We start from the raw sequence: 17703 nt of genomic DNA on the forward strand, positions 1-17703 counted from the left end.
GCCCCGCTTGGTAGAGTCGAGCTTGCTCGACTGCCTTCCGCGCGGAGCCAGAAGCCGTCGAGCAAGCTCGACTCTACCTGGCGTGCCGAAAAGCAGCCGAGCATGGGCTCGGCTCTACAGCAGCGCCGCGTGGCTACCGCGTGGGCGCAACCGCGTTCCCCAACGGCCGCTCATCCGGCCCGGCCGACACCTGCGGGCCGGTGTCGGCGGTGTGCTCGACCCGGATCCCTTCGCTGCGCTCCAGCAGCCGCAGCGGCTGGCCCTGGTAGCGTACCTCCAGCGCGTCGTGGGTGTCGGCCAGCGCCTGCACCAGCGGGCACAACGCCTGCGCGCGGGCTTCGATGCGCTCGGCGCGGCCTTCCAGCTGCTGCTCCATCTGCGCGTCCAGGCGGTCGGCGCGCGCCTCCATGGCGTCGCTGCGGCCGGTGAAGATCTGCCAGAGCATGCTGCGGGCGATGGACGCGGACAGTGATTCGGCCATGTCCTGCACCTTGGCCTCGAAGCCCGGCCCGAACACCGCCTGTTCCCAGTAGCCCTTGCCCAGCGTGCCGCCGATCCAGTCATCGGCCTGCCGGCGCAGGCGCCGTACCTTGCGGCTGTTGGCGGTGCCGGTCAGGCTTTCATAGACCCCGTCGAGCACGTCGAAACTCAGCCCGCTCACTTCCTGGGCCAGCGCCGTGGCCGCCGGCATCAACTGGCGGGCGCCGGCCTCCAGCTGGCGCAGGCGTGCGGCGTCGGCGGCGCTGACCGGCACGATCGTATCGTCCAGGCTCAGTACCCCATCGTGGAACACCACCTCGTGGGGCGCCTGCGGCCCGTGCCGCAGCCAGATGCCACCGCTGTCCACCAGCACGTCGTAATCGGTGCGGATGCCGCACTGGTCCGCGCGCAGCTTCGGCGCATCGGCGGCCTGCGCGGGGGCCAGCAGCAAGGCCGACAACAGGGCAAGAGTGGGCAGGCGCAGGTCCATGGCGACAGTCCGTGTGGCGAGCCTGCAGCATCTGCCCGCCGGGCCGCGCCGGCATCGGCCGGAAGTCACCCCGCCAGCGGCTGCCCACCGGATGCCCACCACCTATCCACAGGGTTGTCCCTGGCCAGCTTCATCACTGTCATGTGAAGCTGTCATTGTTCCGTTTCCGCGCGGCGTTGTACCACCGGAATGACGCGTCTCGGGCTTGACTGCGCAGCCCGTTCCGGCAGGTCTGAAGCGTCTGATCAGGCCGCCGATGGCACGATCCTTGCGGCGCAAGGGATTGCCGAATTTCACTACATTTGGCGTTGACGGCCCCCATCACCCCCACTATCTTGTGGCCGTCGGTCGCAACAACCCCAGGTATGGGGGTCCGCCGCGGGTCTCCCGGATACCCGCACGCAACCGTCAACGGCAGTGGCAGGCGCAGGGTCTCATCCCCTGCGACGCCGTCCTGCCATCCTGGGCTGTCATGTCCCGGGCCGCGTCACCCGATGCATCGAGCACCCCCAATCACGCCAAGAGGACACACGCCGTGAGCACCGAATCCAGCGCCACCATCGAGAAGGAAAGCGAGTTCCTGTTGACGTCGCCGCCGACGGCCAACGCGATGAGTGTGACCAAGCGCAACGGGACCACCGAACTGGTGGACCTGAACAAGATCGTGCGCGCGGTGCAGCGTTCCTCCGAAGGCCTGCACGCCGTCGATCCGATGCGCGTGGCCACCCGCACCATTTCCGGCCTGTACAACGGCGCCACCACCCGCGAGCTGGACGAACTGTCCATCCGTACCGCCGCGCTGCTGATCGGTGAAGAGCCCGAGTACGGCCGTCTGGCCGCGCGCCTGCTGGCCAACTACATCGCCAAGGAAGTGTCGGGCCAGGAAATCTACGCCTTCTCGCAGTCGGTCAGCCGTGGCCACGAAGTGGGCCTGATCAACGACCGCCTGCTGAACTTCGTGCAGACCAACGCACGCAAGCTCAACGATGCCATCGACATCTCGCTGGACCTGAACTTCGATTACTTCGGCCTGCGTACCCTGTACGACCGCTACCTGCTGCGCCACCCGCACACCCGCAAGGTGATCGAGACCCCGCAGCAGTTCTTCCTGCGCATCGCCAGCGCGCTGAGCGAGGACGTGTCCGAGACCCTGGCGCTGTACAAGCGCATGGGCAACCTGGACTACCTGCCGTCCAGCCCGACCCTGTTCAACTCCGGCACCACCCACGAGCAGCTGTCCTCGTGCTTCCTGCTGGACTCGCCGCAGGACTCGCTGGAATCGATCTACGCCAAGTACGGCGATATCGCCCAGCTGTCCAAGTTCTCCGGCGGCATCGGCGTCAGCTACACCCGCGTGCGTTCGCGTGGTTCGCTCATCAAGTCCACCAACGGCCATTCCAACGGCATCGTGCCGTGGCTGAAGACCATGGATTCGTCGGTGGCCGCGGTGAACCAGGGCGGCAAGCGCAAGGGCGCCGCCTGCGTCTACCTGGAAACCTGGCATGCCGACGTCGAGGATTTCCTCGAGCTGCGTGACAACACCGGTGACGAAGCCCGCCGTACCCACAACCTGAATCTGGCCAACTGGGTGCCGGACCTGTTCATGAAGCGCGTCGAGGCCGACCAGGAATGGTCGCTGTTCGATCCGCGCGTCGTGCCGGAGTTCACCGACCTGTTCGGCGAAGCCTTCGAGCAGGCCTACGTGCAGGCCGAAGCGCAGGGCAAGGCCAGCCGCACCATCTCCGCGCGCAAGCTGTATGCCCGCATGATGCGTACGCTGGCCGAGACCGGCAACGGCTGGATGACCTTCAAGGACAAGTGCAACCGCGCCAGCAACCAGACCCTGCGCGCCGGCAACGTGATCCACCTGTCCAACCTGTGCACGGAAATCCTGGAGGTCACCTCCAACGATGAAACCGCCGTGTGCAACCTGGGTTCGATCAACCTGGGCAACCACTTCGACGAGCACAACGACTTCGATTTCGAGAAGCTGGCCGAGACCGTGCGCCTGGCCGTGCGCCAGCTCGACCGCGTCATCGACCTGAACTTCTACCCGATCGAAACCGCCCGCCGCGCCAACCTGCGCTGGCGTCCGGTCGGCCTGGGCTGCATGGGCCTGCAGGACGTGTTCTTCCGCAAGCGCCTGCCGTTCGACAGCGCCGAAGCCCGCGCACTGTCGAAGAAGATCGCCGAAACGATCTACTTCCACGCGCTGGAAACCTCCTGCGAGCTGGCCCAGGAACGCGGCAAGCACCCGTCGTTCAACGACACCCGTGCCGCCGGTGGTGAACTGCAGTTCGACGCCTGGAACGTGGTGCCCGAAGACACCGCACGCTGGGATGCCCTGCGTGCGCGCATCAAGGAGCATGGCCTGCGCAACTCGCTGATGATCGCGATCGCCCCGACCGCGACCATCGCCTCGATCGCCGGCTGCTACGAGTGCGTCGAGCCGCAGGTGTCCAACCTGTTCAAGCGCGAGACCCTGTCCGGCGACTTCCTGCAGGTCAACCGTTACCTGGTCAACGAGCTGAAGAAGCTGGGCCTGTGGACCGCTGACATGCGCGATGCCATCAAGCTGGCCGAAGGTTCCATCGCCGGCGTGGCGCAGATTCCGGAAACCCTGCGCGAGGTCTACCGCACCGCGTGGGAACTGCCGATGCGTTCGCTGATCGACATGGCCGCCGAGCGTGGCGCCTTCATCGACCAGTCGGCCTCGCTCAACCTGTTCATGGAAAGCCCGAACATCGGCGCGATGTCGTCCATGTACATGTACGCCTGGAAGCAGGGCATCAAGACCACCTACTACCTGCGTTCGCGCCCGGCCACCAAGATCGCCAAGACCACGGTAAGCAGCGCGGCCCCGGCCAAGGTGTTCAGCCCGGACGAAGCGGTCGCCTGCTCGCTGGAAAACCCGGAAGCCTGCGAGGCCTGCCAGTAAAACACCGCGCGGTGGGTGCCGACCGTTGGTCGGCACTCGAACACCTCGCACCTGTAGAGCCGAGCCATGCTCGGCTGCGGAAAAACACCCACGGTAGCGCCGGGCCATGCCCGGCGGCTCACCCAGGAATTCAAGGAAACACCCATGGCCGACAAGCCCAAGCAGATGCTGCTCGATCCCGGTTTTGAACTGACCCTGCGCCCGATGCGCTACCCGCAGTTCTATGACATGTACCGGAACGCGATCAAGAACACCTGGACGGTGGAAGAGATCAACTTCCAGATCGACATCACCGACCTGCACAGCAAGATGTCGCCGGGTGAGCGCCACCTGATCCACCGCCTGGTCGCGTTCTTCGCCACCGGCGATTCGATCGTGTCCAACAACCTGGTGCTGAACCTGTACCAGCATCTGAACGCGCCGGAAGCGCGCATGTACCTGTCGCGCCAGCTGTACGAAGAAGCGCTGCACGTGCAGTTCTACCTGACCCTGCTCGACAACTACCTGCCGGACCCGGAGGAGCGCGTCAAAGCCTTCGCCGCGGTGGAGAACATCGACTCGATCAAGAAGAAGGCCGACTTCTGCTTCAAGTGGATCGACTCGATCCAGGATCTGAAGCGCATCGAGACCCGTGCCGAGCGCCGCCAGTTCCTGCTCAACCAGATCTGCTTCGCCGCGTGCATCGAAGGCCTGTTCTTCTTCGCCGCCTTCGCCTACGTGTACTACTTCCGTTCGCGCGGCCTGCTGCCGGGCCTGGCCTCGGGCACCAACTGGGTGTTCCGCGACGAGAGCGCGCACATGGAGTTCGCGTTCGAGTCGGTGCGCGTGGTGCGTGAGGAAGAGCCGGACCTGTTCGACGATGAAATGAAGCAGCAGGTCTATGACATGCTGGCCGAGGCCATCGAATGCGAAGTGCAGTTCGCCGAGGACGTGCTGTCCGGCGGCGTGGCGGGCATCTCGACCCGCGACATGCGCCAGTACCTGCAGCACTGCGCCGACCAGCACTTCGCCAAGCTGGGCATGGAAAAGAAGTACAACGTGCGCAATCCGCTGCCGTTCATGGAGTTGCAGGATGTGCAGGAACTGACCAACTTCTTCGAACGTCGCGTCTCGGCCTACCAGGTCGGCGTGCAGGGCGAAGTCGCCTTCGACATGAACTTCTGATCGAAGCGGTCATTCCGGTTGCAACGAAAAACCCCGGCCAACGCCGGGGTTTTTTGTGGTCTTACGCGCTCGCCGGGCATGGCCCGGCTCTACCGTCCGGTATCCCGCATGCGGGCCTTTGTAGAGTCGAGCTTGCTCGACTGCTTTACGCGAAATGCAGTCGAGCAAGCTCGACTCTACAAAGGCTCAACGGCCGTCGAGCAAGCTCGACGCTACGCTCAGCGCCGCCCTTCCACCGCCATGCGTACCGCCAGCCCGGCCAGCACCGTGCCCATCAGCCAGCGCTGCACCGCCTGCCAGGTCGGGCGCGCGGCCAGGAAGCCGGCGATGCTGCCGGCCATCACCGCGATCACGGCGTTGACGCTGACACTGACCGCGATCTGGGTGAAGCCCAGCACCAGCGACTGCATCAGCACGCTGCCATGGCCTTCCGGCTGCAGGAACTGCGGCAGCAGCGACAGGTACATCACCGCGATCTTCGGGTTCAGCAGGTTGGTCAGAAAGCCCATCGCGAACAGCCTGCGCGGGCTGTCCTGCGGCAGGTCACGTACCGCGAACGGCGAACGGCCGCCGGGCTTGAGCGCCTGCCAGGCCAGGTACAGCAGGTACAACGCACCGCCGATGCGCAGCGTGTCGTAGGCCAGCGGCACGGTCATCAGCAGGGCGGTGATGCCCAGCGCCGCGCACAGCATGTAGAACACGAAGCCCAGCGCGACCCCGCCCAGCGAGATCAGGCCGGCGGTGCGGCCCTGGCAGATCGAGCGCGAGACCAGGTAGATCATGTTCGGCCCGGGTGTAAGCACCATGCCCAGCGAGATGAGGGCGAAGGCCACAAGGTCGGAGGGTGCGGGCATGGTCAGTCCTGGCAGTGGGCGTGGCGCAGTGTAGCGCCGCCTGCACGGGGCCTGGCTTAAAATTGGCGCACCCCACACCGACATCCCCGCCATGACCCCGATCCCCGAGACCGTGCCGCCCATCGAAGTGCGCATGGCCGAAATCGTCTTCCCCAACCACACCAACCACATGGGCACCCTGTTCGGTGGCCAGGCGCTGGCGTGGATGGACAAGGCCGCGTTCCTGGCCGCCGCCCGTTATTCCCGCCGCACCGTGGTGACCGCACGCAGCGACCAGGTCGACTTCAAACTGCCGATCCGCATTGGACAGATGGTGGAAACCATCGGCCGTATCGTCGAGGTCGGCCGCAGCTCGATGAAGGTCGAAGTGGAGCTGATTGCCGAAGACCTGCACAGCGGCGAGCGCCAGCTGTGTACCCGCGGCCACTTCGTGATGATCGCGCTGGGTGAAGACGGCCAGCCCACGGCCGTGCCGCGTCTGCCCGCTGCGCCCTGAAGCGATGCTTGCGGGGGCGCCCCCACGCCCCCACCTGAAGACCATGACCCCGCCGCTGACCGACTTCATCGACCGCGCCCAGCGCCTGTTCGTGCTGACCGGCGCCGGCTGCAGCACCGCTTCGGGCATTCCCGATTACCGCGACACCGACGGCCAGTGGAAGCGCACGCCGCCGGTGACCTACCAGGCCTTCATGGGCGAGGCGGCCACCCGCCAGCGCTACTGGGCGCGCAGCCTGCTGGGCTGGCCGCGCTTCGGCCTGGCCCGTCCCAACGGCACCCACCAGGCACTGGCCGCGCTGGAGTCCCGCGGCAAGCTGCAGGTGCTGCTGACCCAGAACGTGGACGGCCTGCACCAGCGCGCCGGCAGCCACAATGTGATCGACCTGCATGGCCGCCTGGACCTGGTGCGCTGCATGGGCTGCGAACGCCGCAGCAGCCGTGAGGATTTCCAGCAGCGGCTGCTGGATGCCAATCCAGGCTGGGATGCCCTGGAGGGCGGCATCGCTCCCGATGGCGACGCCGATCTGGAGGCCGATTTCTCCCGCTTCGTGGTGCCCGAGTGCCCGCACTGCGGCGGGGTGCTGAAGCCGGACGTGGTGTTCTTCGGCGAAAACGTGCCGCGTGAGCGCGTGGCGGCGGTGCACGACCACCTGCAACAGGCTGACGCCGTGCTGGTGGTGGGCTCCTCGCTGATGGTGTATTCCGGCTTCCGCTTCGTGCAGGCCGCCGCCAGGGCAGGGTTGCCGGTAGCGGCGCTGAACCGGGGCCGCACCCGTGCCGACGACCTGCTGCAGTTCAAGGATGAACGCGACTGCGCCGAGGCGTTGGCCGGCTGGGTGGCGGGCTGAGCCGAGCGTGGGCTCGGCTCTACAAGGGGTTGTTGGTTTCTGTAGAGCCGAGCCCACGCTCGGCTCAGCCAGGTCGCGCGAAACAGCGATCCATCCACACGGTTGATTCGCAGGCCGTGCGGCGGTGCAATACGCTCCCCATCCGCTTGCCCCCGCATTGCCGTGACCCAGCTGTTTTCGCCGATCTCGCTCGGCCCCCTCACCCTGTCCAACCGCATCGTCATCGCGCCGATGTGCCAGTACTCCGCCGAAGACGGCCGCGCCAGCGACTGGCACGCCATGCATCTGGGCAACCTGGCGCAGTCCGGCGCCGGCCTGCTGATCCTGGAAGCCACCGCGGTCGAACCACGCGGCCGCATCAGCTGGGCCGATCTGGGGCTGTGGGACGACGGCACCGAGGCCGCTCTGGCGCAGGTGCTGGCCAGCGTCCGCCGCTGGTCGCCGATGCCGCTGGGCATCCAGCTTGGCCACGCCGGGCGCAAGGCCTCGGTGAGGCGCCCGTGGGATGGCGGTGGCCAGCTGCCGGCCGACGATGCCCGCGGCTGGCCCACGGTGGCACCGTCGCCGCTGCCGTTCCATGCCGCCGATCCGGCACCGCAGGCACTGGACGAGGCCGGCATCGCCGAGGTCATCGCCGCCTTCGCCGCCAGCGCGGTGCGCGCCGAGCGCCTGGGCTTCGAGCTGATCGAGCTGCATGCCGCGCACGGTTACCTGCTGCACCAGTTCCTGTCGCCGCTGAGCAACCGTCGCACCGATGGCTACGGTGGCTCGCTGCCGAACCGCCTGCGTCTGCTGGTGGAGGTGTTCGACGCGGTGCGCGCGGCGGTGTCGGACAAGGTCGCGGTGGGTGTGCGCCTCTCCGCCAGCGACTGGGTCGAAGGTGGCTGGGACCTGGTGCAGAGCGAAGCACTGGCTCAGGTGCTGGACGCACGCGGCTGCAATTTCCTGCACGTTTCCAGCGGCGGGCTGGATGAGCGCCAGAAGATCACCGTCGGCCCGGGCTACCAGGTGCCGTTCGCGGCGGCGATCAAGGCCAAGGTGCGCATGCCGGTCATCGCCGTGGGCATGATCACCGAGCCGGAGCAGGCCGAGTCGATCCTGCGCCACCGCCATGCCGATGCCGTGGCGCTGGCGCGCGGCATTCTCTACGACCCGCGTTGGCCGTGGCACGCCGCCGCCGCACTGCGCGAGAGCGTGCTACCGGCGCCGCAGTACCTGCGCTGCGAACCGCGCGATGCACGCGGCGTGTTCAAGACCCGCTGAGGCTCACACCCGCCAGGCCGGCGCCATGCCGGCCTGCAGATGCTCGAACAGCGCACGGATCTTGGCGGTGAAGTCGCGGCGGTCGCTGACGCAGAAGTAGACGTCCATCGGTTCCGGGCGCCATGCGCTGTCGGTGTCGAACACCGCACGCAGGCGGCCGTCACGCAGATAGGGTTCGGCCACGAACGCGGCCAGCCGGGTGATGCCGGCCCCGGCGGTGGCCAGGGCGGCCAGCGCATCGATGTCATCGCAGACCATGCTGGGCGGCAGCGCGGCGTCCACGCGCTGGCCGTCCTTCAGCAGGCCCCAGCGCAACGGCCGGCCATCGGTGGGGAAGCGGTGCAGCAGGCCGCGATGGCTGCCCAGATCGGCGGGGTGTTGCGGGGTACCGTGCGCCTGCAGGTAGGCCGGGGCAGCGCAGAACACGAACGGCACGCGCGCCAGTTGCCGTGCGACCACGCCGTCCTCCAGCTGCGCACCGATGCGGATGCTGGCATCCACCGCCTCCGGGCCATGCTGTACGGCGCGGTCATTCAGGCGCAGCTCCAGCTGCAGCTGCGGGTAGCGCTGTTGCAGCGAGGGCAGCAACGGTGCCAGTACATGGCGACCAAACGCGCTGCTGCTGGCGATGCGCAGCGGCCCGGCCGGTTCGATATCGCCAGAGGTGACCATCGCCTGCGCGCGTGCCAGGTCGGCTTCGATGTGCCGCACCTGCACCAGATACAACGCACCGGCCTCGCTGAGTGCCAGCTGGCGCGTGCTGCGGTTCAGCAGCCGTACGCCCAGATGGGCCTCGAGCCGGTTGATGTTCTGGCCGACGGCGGTGGCGCTGATGCCAAGGGTGCGGGCCGCAGCGGCAATGCTGCCGGTCTCTGCCGTGCGGGTGAAGCTGCGGATCAGTTGCAACAGGTTCATGACCTACCAGCTTGCCATGGGATCGGCCAAGTATCGCTTGGGACAGAACCAAGCCCTTCGGTTGCATCGGTGACCATCGATCCGATCAACACCCTGCTGGCCTACACTGCCAGGATGCGCCCCGACTCCATCCTCACCCTGTCCTGCCCCGATCGTACCGGCATCGTCTACCGTGTGTCCGGCCTGCTGTTCGACCACGGCTGCAACATCCTCGACGCCCAGCAGTTCGGCGACGAGGAGAGCGGCCGCTTCTTCCTGCGCGTGCATTTCGACCGCGACGCCGGCTTGCCGCTGGACACCGTGCATGCCGCGATGGCCACGCTGGCGGCCGAGTTCGGCATGGATTGGCAACTGCACGACGGTCGCCGCCGTGCGCGCCTGCTGGTGCTGGTCAGCAAGCAGGGGCATTGCCTGAACGATCTGCTGTTCCGTGCCCACAGTGGCCAGCTGAAGGTGGACATCGCCGCAGTGGCGTCCAATCACGCCGACTTCGCGCCGCTGGCCGCGTCCTACCAGGTGCCGTTCCATCATCTGCCGGTGAACGCGGAAACGCGCGCGGTGCAGGAGCAGCAGATCATCGATCTGGTCGAGCGCGAACGCATCGATCTGGTGGTGCTGGCGCGCTACATGCAGATCCTGTCACCCACGCTGTGCCGCGCATTGGCTGGCCGGGCGATCAACATCCACCACAGCTTCCTGCCCAGCTTCAAGGGCGCGCAGCCGTACCACCAGGCGCACGCGCGCGGGGTCAAGATCATTGGTGCCACCGCGCACTACGTGACCGAGGATCTGGACGAAGGCCCGATCATCGAACAGGACGTGGCCCGCGTCGACCATGCGATGGCGCCGCGCGAGCTGGTGCGGCTGGGCAGCGATACCGAGTCGCAGGTACTGGCACGTGCGGTGCGCCGCCATGTGGAGCACCGCATCCTGCTCAACGGGCATCGCACGGTCGTATTCCGGTAGTGCCGGCCGCTGGCCAGCAACGGCACCTATCCCGGGGTTGCCGGCCAGCGGCCGGCACTACCACCGATGACCGGTAATGCCCGGCGGTTTTCTCACTCTCCAAGAGGAGCGGCTTCATTCGCATTCCACGCCTTTCCTGCAGATAGGCCTGGGGCACGTTGAGCGGACGCCATCAATGTGCTCCAGAAGGCCAGGCGGAATCGAAGACCACATCGGGTCCAATATGAAATCAACGCCCTCGCGACGCGCGAGTTTGGCGGCTGGTATGAAGTCGGCATCGCCCGCCACCAGTATGATCTGGCGAACCTGCCGCTTCAGCGACAACGATGAGATATCCAGACCAATACGCATATCAACGCCCTTCTGCCTGACTTCAGGGTGCAGATCGCCGGGCAGGAGCGTGGAGAATGAGCGCTTGCCTTTCAGGAGCGCATCGAGCGTTCGTGAATCGGTTGTCCACGAACCGGAGTCCGCGAGATGGCCAAGACGCAGTGCCACTTTTCGCTTCTGCTTCAGGGCCTCGTGAAGGCTGATCCTGAAGTGTGCTTCCGGCGAGCGTGCATAGTCGATGCAGGCGCCCGAGATCGGGTTGTGCATCCGCTTCCGGAGTGGTGGGCAGTCGTAGAAGAAGATGCGGTAGAGATCCCGTCGTTCACACCCCGACGAAGTCAGGTGCGCAAGTGCCCACCGGTAGGCAACCTCTGCGGCACGTTCAGCGTTGCTGGCGTTGTGAGGTTCAATCCGGCGGAATCTCTTAACGAAGTATCCGCCATCGATGAGGATCGCCGTTGGCATGCCTTTGCCCTTTCGATTCCTTCCAGTAAAAAGCCCTCGGTTCGGCCGTCCCGCGATCTGTAGGGGGCGTACTTGGAGGGCTGGAGGTTCATTGTGTTGCTGTCTGCAGGGGCATACAAGCGGCAGAGGCGACATGATGACCAGGTAGTGCCGGGCCACGCCGGGCAGCACGCGGGTCAGATCACCGCAATCCCCGCCTTGCCCAGCGCCTCGCGCACCATCGCGTCGTTGGCCTCGGTCACCGGCCGGGTCAGCTCCCACAGGAACTTCACCCGGAAGCCGGATTTCACCGCGTCCTGCGCGCTCCATAGCACGCAGTAGTCACGCGCCAGGCCGCACACGTGCACCTCGCGGATGCGGCGCTCGTGCAGCCAGCCGGCCAGGCCGGTGGCCGGGCGCTCTCCGTCAGGGCCATGGTTTTCGCGGAAGGCACTGTACGAATCCACCTGTTGGCGCGTGCCCTTGCGCAGGATCAGGTCGGCCGAGGTCCAGTCCACGCCGGGGTGCAGCACGGCGCCTTCGCTGCCCTGCACGCAGTGGTCGGGCCACAGGGTCTGCGGCTGTGCATGCAGCAGGATGGTCTCGAATGGGCGCTGGCCGGGATGCTGGCTGGCGAACGAGGCATGGTCGGCCGGGTGCCAGTCCTGGGTGGCCACTACCGTGCGGTAGTGGCGCTGCGCCAGCAGCGCGTTGATCGGCGCCACCAGTGCATCGCCCTGGTCACAGGCCAGCGCGCCGCCGGGCATGAAGTCCGGCTGCAGGTCGATCACCAGCAGGGCGACATCGGCGGGCAGGACAGTCATGGCAGATCCACTACAAACTGAAGGGGCGACCAGCGTGGCCGCCCCCGAGCGCACGTCAATCGCCCTGCGGCGTCTCAGCGTCCTGCCCGTAGTACAGCAGGCCGATCTTGATCCGCTCGCGGCCGGTTTCACGGCGATGGCGGTTGGCATCGCGCAGCGAATACACGCAGCCGCAGTACTCCTGCTGGTAGAACTGCTCGCGCTTGCTGATCTCGACCATGCGGCTGGCACCACCGCCCTTGCGCCAGTTGTAGTCCCAGTACTGCAGGCCTTCGTAGCGCGACGCGGCGCGGATGCCGCAGTCGTTGATCTGCGCCATGTTCTTCCAGCGCGAGATGCCCAGCGACGAGCTGATGGTGTCGTAGCCGTGCTCGTGTGCATACAGTGCGGTGCGCTCGAAGCGCATGTCGAAGCACATCGTGCAGCGGATGCCGCGCTCGGGTTCGTTCTCCATCCCGCGCGCGCGGCTGAACCAGTTGTCGGTGTCGTAGTCGCAGTCGATGAAGGGAATGTCGTGCTGCTGCGCGAAGCGGATGTTCTCCTGCTTGCGCAGCTCGTATTCCTTCACCGGGTGGATGTTGGGGTTGTAGAAGAAGATCGCGTAGTCGATCCCGGAGGCGGTGATCGCCTCCATCACTTCGCCCGAACAGGGCGCGCAGCAGGAATGCAGCAGCAGGCGCTTGCCGTTGGCGGGCAGTGTCAGGGTGGGGCGTTGGAGCTCGGTCATGGTCGGGTACCGCAGGGGCCGCCGGCAACGGCGACGGCCCCTGCCTCAGGGCGTGGGGAACGGGTCTGACCGGATACCGTGGAAAGGACGCGCGCGACCGCGCTGCCCGCCTGCGCAGGACAACGACAGCCCCGGCACCCTCCCCGCGGAGAGTCCAGGTCGAATCAGGGGACGGTCGTGTCCCCCGGCCGGGGCCGGTCTTCGGGCTGATGGACACGGGCCGAAGCCCTCCTACTCCCTGCCGCTTCCCAGGCGTGAGCCCAGTGCTGTTGGCAGGATTCGTTTCCATTCACCGCTGCGGGGCAGCTCCGGAATGGGCGCGCCAGGCGCCTTCACCGGATTCCCGTTCAAATCCCTGCCTTTGCCGGAGCGAGGGCAGGGATACCTTCGGCGTGTGCACGGTGGACCGGTTGGCGGCAATGGTCAAGGACCGAATTCCGTGCAGTGGTGTGGCTCACTTCTCAGGTTGTGAGAGCGTCCCTTGCCATACTGGACACCAGCGGACGGGAGAGGGCGTGTGGCAGACAAATATTGCGATCTGGTCATGAAGGGCGGCATCACCAGCGGCATCGTGTATCCCAATGCAGTACTCGCGCTGGCCCGCGAATACCGCTTCAAGAGCATCGGCGGTACCTCGGCCGGCGCCATCGCCGCTGCAGTGGCGGCGGCGGCGGCCTGCGGCGATCGTCGCCAGCAGGCCGGCGAGCGCCTGCCCGATGATGCGGGCTACAACGGATTGTCGGCGGTGTCGGCGCAGCTGTCGCAGCGCGGCTTCATCTATCGGCTGTTCCAGCCTGCACGCGGTGCGCGTGCGGCGTACCGGCTGCTGGTGGTACTTACCGGCAATGCCGGCCTGCCGCGCAAGCTGCTGTGCCTGGCCATCGCGGTGTTCACCATTGCACCGCTGGAAGTGCTGGTTTCGCTGGCGCTGCTGCTCGGCCTGGGGTGGTGGGGCGGTGGTTGGAGCGGCATGGCGGCCACGCTGGTGCCGTCGCTGCTGTGCGCGTATGGGGCGGGTGTGGCCGGCGCTGCGCTGCGGGTGGCGCGGGTGGCGCGGCGCAACCTGCTGGGCCTGTGCAGCGGTCTGGGGCGCGACCGCTCCAGGCCGGCACTGACCGAGTGGCTGCACACCTGCCTGCAGCAGCTGTCGGGCAAGGCACTGGACGCGCCGTTGACCTTCGCCGACCTGCATGACGCGCCGCGCTACGCCGGTGAGCCCGACAGCCCGCATGCGATCAGCCTGCAGATGATCACCACCTGTGTCTCGCACAACGAACCGCGCACGCTGCCGCTGGGCGGGGCGCAGTTCTGGTTCCTGCGCGAGGAGTTTGCGCAGCTGTTCCCGGCCAGCGTGGTGCAGTGGCTGGTGGACCATGCCGGGCCGCCGCTGGAGGTGGACGGGCGGCACTATCACCGCCTGCCGCAGGGCCCGCAGCTGCCGGTGCTGGTGGCCACACGCATGAGCCTGAGCTTCCCGCTGTTGATCAGCGCGGTGCCGTTGCATGAGCCGTCGCGCCGCGAGCGACGCTGCGAGCCGACGGCCGCGGCGGCCGACCCGGAGCACAACGTGGCCGACAGCATGGAAGGGCTGACCAGTGCCGGGCAGACCTGCGGCCCGGTGATCACCGCCTTCCGCATCTGCTGGTTCTCCGATGGCGGCATCAGCAGCAACTTCCCGATCCACCTGTTCGATGCCGCGCTGCCGCGCTGGCCGACCTTTGCCATCAACCTGGTCTACCCGCAGCACGCCGAAGACGTGAGTCATGGCAGCAGCGGCCGCCAGGCGCTGGAACATGCGGTGTTCCTGCCCACCGAAAACCGTCACGGCTGGCAGCGCACCTACCAGTCGATCGCCACGCCGTTGGCCGCCGCCGAACTGGGCCGCTTCCTGTTCGCGGTGGTGGCGACCATGCAGAACTGGCGCGACCTGCTGCAGGCACGGGCGCCGGGCTACCGCGACCGCATCGTGCACGTCAGCCTGCAGGGTGACGAGGGGGAATGAACCTGGACATGCCGCAGGAGGTGCTGACCCGCATCGCCGACAAGGGCAGCCTGGCCGGTGCACGCTTCTGTGCGTTCTCGTTCGAGAACCACTACTGGATCCGCTGGCGCAACCTGGCCTCGGCCTACCAGCGCTACACGCTGGAAGTGGCGCGTACCGATGATCCGGCGCAGCAGGTACTGGCGTATCGCGCAGCCTATTCGATGGTCGCCAGCGGCGTGCCGGCACCACCGTCGTACAAGCTGGGCTCGGAAGACAAGCGGTTGGGGTCACAGCAGCTGTGGGGGCTGATGGTCGAACAGGGCCGCAGCTGGGACGACCTTGGCCCCGACCTCACCGATGGGGCGCCGCGGCCACTGCCACAGATGAAGGTGACGCCGATCTACTGAGCCGATGCTCGGTAGATCCACGCCTCGGGGCAATCGGGGTCAGATCCGTTTTCCGCAGGAAAACGGATCTGACCCTCCCCGGGGTACCTCAGCGCCACGCCTCCACCACCGCATCACCCCGCAGCGGCGCATACAGCGGCAATGCCAGCTCCTGCTTTACCCAGCCCGGGTTGAGCGTGCGCAGGCCGGCCAGATACTCGCGTGCCAGCGCGGCATCGCCCTGGCGCATGGCCAGCCGCGCAGCCCGGGCCCAGGTGCGGTCCCAGCCGTGTGCCAGCGACAGCGACGTCGCCAGCGCGGCGCGCGCACCGGCCACATCGCCTTTCTCCCAGCGTTGCTCGGCACGGATGATTGCGTCGTTGGACAGGCGCATGTCGTACAGCTCGCGCAGCCGCGCTACCGCGCGTGGATCGGCGTCCACGCGCAGGTCGGTGTCCTGCCAGTCGCCGCCGGGGGTGCGCACCAGCAACGCCGCCGACCATTGCCCGCTGCGTTGGCCCCCGCCGCCTGGCCGGCTTCAAGTGCCGCCAGCAGGCGCGCCGCCAGTGCGCCGCGTGATGCCTGGAAGCGGCGTTGCATGGCGGCCAGCACCTCCGGCCCGGCCAGGCCGTTGCCCTGCACGCTGAGCATGCCCTCACCGTGTGCACCGGCCCAGTCCGCCTGTTGTGCGCTGGCGCCGGTGTACTGCGCATTGCCGCCGCGCGCGCTGACCAGTCCCACCTGGCGCTCGGCCAGCGTGGTGCCATCGAAGTCGCCGTCTTCATCGAGCAGCTGCTTGAGCACCTGGGCAGGCGTGCGGCCCTTGGCCAGCAATGCGAGGCCCTTCGACCCGTAAGTCGGGTTGGTTTCGAACTGGCTGGCGACGGCACCGACCTTCGCCTGCGCCCACGGCACACCCACGCCACCGACCGCCAGGTTGTGCGTGGCCACTGCCACGCCGCAGTCGCCGGCCTCGTTGCAGGCCACGATGGAAAACGTCGCCCACGCCGGTGCGCAGACGGCAGCGAGCAGCAGGGCCAGGCAGGGGCGTAGCAGGAACATGGGTGTCTCCAGGGCGGGCATCCCGATTGGGATGCAGCCGACGCACGAAAGGTTTAGTCCCGCGCATCCCATCATGGGGTCAGATCCCTTTTGCAGGCAAAAGGGATCTGACCCCAACGGCATCAACGCCCCGGCAACTGCGCGAATGCGCGCTGCATGCAGTCCTCGCGCGGGCACACGCGGCAGCCCGGGCCGATCGATACCGAGTTGCCCGGGCTCTGCACATCCAGCCCCAGCGAATACACCAGCCGCTCGGCGTGCTGCAGGTCGCAGCCCAGCGCCACGGCGAAGGTCTTGCGCGGCTGGCCGTGGCCGACCGGCCCGCTGCTGACCTGCCGCGCCAGCCAGAAATGGCGGCGGCCATCAGGCATGCGCGCGGTCTGGGTGAGGATGCGCCCAGGCTGGTTGAATGCCTCGTACACGATCCACAGCGGGCACGAGCCGCCCACCTGCGAGAAGTGGAAATCGGTGGCCGAATGACGCTTGGACACATTGCCCGCGCGGTCCACGCGGATGAAGAAGAACGGCAGCCCGGGCGCACTGCGCCGTGCCAGCGTACTCAAGCGATGGCAGACCGCCTCGAAGCCCACGCCGAACTGGTGCGCCAGCAGCTCGATGTCATAGTTGCTGGCTTCGGCCGCACGCAGGAAACGCATGTACGGCATCACCAGTGCGCCGGCGAAATAGTTCGAAAGACCCACCCGCGCCTGCGCGATGCGCGCCTCATCGCTGAAACCGGCACGCGCCACCACCGCATCGATCTGCGGCAGGTAGCCGTGCAGGGCCAGCTCGGCCGCCATCTGGAACGCCTGCTGGCCCGGTTCCAGATAATCGGGCAACCACAGCCGGCGCGTGCCGGCGTCGTACTGGCGCTTCTCGCGCCCGGCCTGCAGCGCGGCCACTTCCACCAGCACCCCGTGGCGGTCGGCCAGCAGCTGGCGCAGGCGCGGCGCCACGTGCCCGGGCGACAACACCCACTCGGCGAACAGGCGTTCGGCCAGCTCGTCCAGTTCGGGAATGTGGTTGTGCATGCGGTTGAAGAACTCGCGCACCTGGTCGCCGGCTGGCAAGGTGCTGCCGGCCCCCGGCTCGCCGAGCTGGAACTCCAGTGCGGCGGCATGCTCGCGCAGCGCCAGATGACGGCGGTGCAGGTCCAGCAGGGCGCGGCTGACCTGCGGCAGGTTGCCGGCCAGGGCGCGCAGTTCGGTGGCACTGACGTCGGCCAGGCCCAGGTCGCGCAGGGTCTCGCCCAGCGCTTCCTGCAGCGCGGCGGGCTCATCCTCGTCGAACAGCGGCGAAACGTCGCCCAATACCTGGCCCAGCTTCTTCTGCACGGCCGGGGTCAGCGGGCGTTTGTTGCGCTCGATCTGGTTCAGATAACTGGCCGACAGCCCCAGCGCCCGCGCCAGGTCGGCCTGGCTGTAGCCGCGCTGTTCGCGCAGCCGCAGCAGGCGCAGGCCGAGTTGTCGCTGGGCAGCTGAATAATTCACAGAATTAACAGGAATCGTGGGGCGTGTTGGCCAGATTAAG

The 17703-nt window shown here is 67.2% G+C and carries 15 protein-coding genes, 1 pseudogene and 1 riboswitch; of the genes and pseudogenes, 7 read left to right on the top strand and 9 right to left on the bottom strand.

What is annotated here, in order from left to right; all coding sequences use genetic code 11:
* Positions 1-133 precede the first annotated feature (133 nt).
* A complete protein-coding gene (locus tag N4G47_RS20760; protein WP_475284414.1) occupies positions 134-970 on the bottom strand; it encodes a DUF2884 family protein in 837 nt (278 codons plus the stop codon).
* Positions 971-1505: 535 nt separating this feature from the next.
* Here N4G47_RS20760 and N4G47_RS20765 point away from each other — a divergent pair.
* On the top strand, positions 1506-3908 hold the full coding sequence (locus N4G47_RS20765) for a ribonucleoside-diphosphate reductase subunit alpha (protein WP_475284412.1): 2403 nt from the start codon (positions 1506-1508) through the stop codon (positions 3906-3908).
* 144 nt (positions 3909-4052) lie between these two features.
* Complete coding sequence (locus N4G47_RS20770) at positions 4053-5072, top strand: ribonucleotide-diphosphate reductase subunit beta (RefSeq protein WP_008264781.1); 1020 nt, start codon at positions 4053-4055, stop codon at positions 5070-5072.
* A 218-nt stretch (positions 5073-5290) separates the two neighbouring features.
* Here N4G47_RS20770 and N4G47_RS20775 read toward each other — a convergent pair whose 3' ends face one another.
* Positions 5291-5926 (bottom strand): LysE family translocator, encoded by a 636-nt coding sequence (locus N4G47_RS20775; protein ID WP_475284410.1) that lies wholly within the window; start codon positions 5924-5926, stop codon positions 5291-5293.
* A 91-nt stretch (positions 5927-6017) separates the two neighbouring features.
* On the opposite strand from N4G47_RS20775, the gene N4G47_RS20780 reads away from it, so the two are divergent.
* From N4G47_RS20780 to N4G47_RS20790, 3 genes are all read left to right on the top strand, one after another.
* Entirely contained in the window at positions 6018-6422 is a 405-nt protein-coding gene (locus N4G47_RS20780; protein ID WP_107231471.1) for an acyl-CoA thioesterase, read from the top strand.
* A gap of 43 nt (positions 6423-6465) precedes the next feature.
* Complete coding sequence (locus N4G47_RS20785; RefSeq protein ID WP_475284407.1) at positions 6466-7272, top strand: NAD-dependent protein deacetylase; 807 nt, start codon at positions 6466-6468, stop codon at positions 7270-7272.
* Positions 7273-7434: 162 nt separating this feature from the next.
* A complete protein-coding gene (locus N4G47_RS20790) occupies positions 7435-8535 on the top strand; it encodes an NADH:flavin oxidoreductase/NADH oxidase (RefSeq protein ID WP_475284405.1) in 1101 nt (366 codons plus the stop codon).
* A gap of 3 nt (positions 8536-8538) precedes the next feature.
* On the opposite strand, the gene N4G47_RS20795 is transcribed toward N4G47_RS20790, so the two are convergent.
* On the bottom strand, positions 8539-9450 hold the full coding sequence (locus N4G47_RS20795) for a LysR family transcriptional regulator (RefSeq protein WP_475284403.1): 912 nt from the start codon (positions 9448-9450) through the stop codon (positions 8539-8541).
* A 114-nt stretch (positions 9451-9564) separates the two neighbouring features.
* Between N4G47_RS20795 and purU the strand changes: the two genes are divergently transcribed.
* The gene (purU, locus tag N4G47_RS20800) at positions 9565-10416 is read left to right on the top strand and encodes a formyltetrahydrofolate deformylase (RefSeq protein WP_475289990.1); all 852 of its coding nucleotides are present in this window, start codon (positions 9565-9567) and stop codon (positions 10414-10416) included.
* A 114-nt stretch (positions 10417-10530) separates the two neighbouring features.
* Here the strand turns inward: purU and N4G47_RS20805 are convergent, their stop codons facing one another.
* From N4G47_RS20805 to N4G47_RS20815, 3 genes are all read right to left on the bottom strand, one after another.
* Positions 10531-11211, bottom strand: a complete 681-nt coding sequence (locus tag N4G47_RS20805; RefSeq protein WP_475289819.1) for an NYN domain-containing protein — start codon at positions 11209-11211, stop codon at positions 10531-10533.
* A gap of 176 nt (positions 11212-11387) precedes the next feature.
* Complete coding sequence (pncA, locus tag N4G47_RS20810) at positions 11388-12014, bottom strand: bifunctional nicotinamidase/pyrazinamidase (protein WP_475289820.1); 627 nt, start codon at positions 12012-12014, stop codon at positions 11388-11390.
* Positions 12015-12069: 55 nt separating this feature from the next.
* Positions 12070-12741, bottom strand: coding sequence for an epoxyqueuosine reductase QueH (locus N4G47_RS20815; protein WP_475289821.1), 672 nt, complete (start codon positions 12739-12741; stop codon positions 12070-12072).
* Positions 12742-12933: 192 nt separating this feature from the next.
* A riboswitch (cobalamin riboswitch) is annotated at positions 12934-13127 on the bottom strand.
* Positions 13128-13258: 131 nt separating this feature from the next.
* Here N4G47_RS20815 and N4G47_RS20820 point away from each other — a divergent pair.
* Positions 13259-15132 (top strand): annotated as a pseudogene (locus N4G47_RS20820) (patatin-like phospholipase family protein).
* 88 nt (positions 15133-15220) lie between these two features.
* On the opposite strand, the gene N4G47_RS20825 reads toward N4G47_RS20820, so the two are convergent.
* The 3 genes from N4G47_RS20825 to N4G47_RS20835 form a co-directional block, all read right to left on the bottom strand.
* Positions 15221-15595 (bottom strand): hypothetical protein, encoded by a 375-nt coding sequence (locus tag N4G47_RS20825; protein WP_475289822.1) that lies wholly within the window; start codon positions 15593-15595, stop codon positions 15221-15223.
* Positions 15529-16173 (bottom strand): DUF1028 domain-containing protein, encoded by a 645-nt coding sequence (locus N4G47_RS20830; protein WP_475289823.1) that lies wholly within the window; start codon positions 16171-16173, stop codon positions 15529-15531. Before N4G47_RS20830 ends, N4G47_RS20825 begins: the two co-directional genes overlap by 67 nt.
* Positions 16174-16295: 122 nt before the next feature.
* Positions 16296-17663 carry a helix-turn-helix domain-containing protein gene (locus N4G47_RS20835; RefSeq protein ID WP_475289824.1) on the bottom strand — a complete coding sequence of 456 codons (1368 nt, stop codon included), beginning with the start codon at positions 17661-17663 and terminating at the stop codon, positions 16296-16298.
* Positions 17664-17703 lie beyond the last annotated feature (40 nt).

The organism is Stenotrophomonas sp. GSD10 (assembly GCF_056172695.1).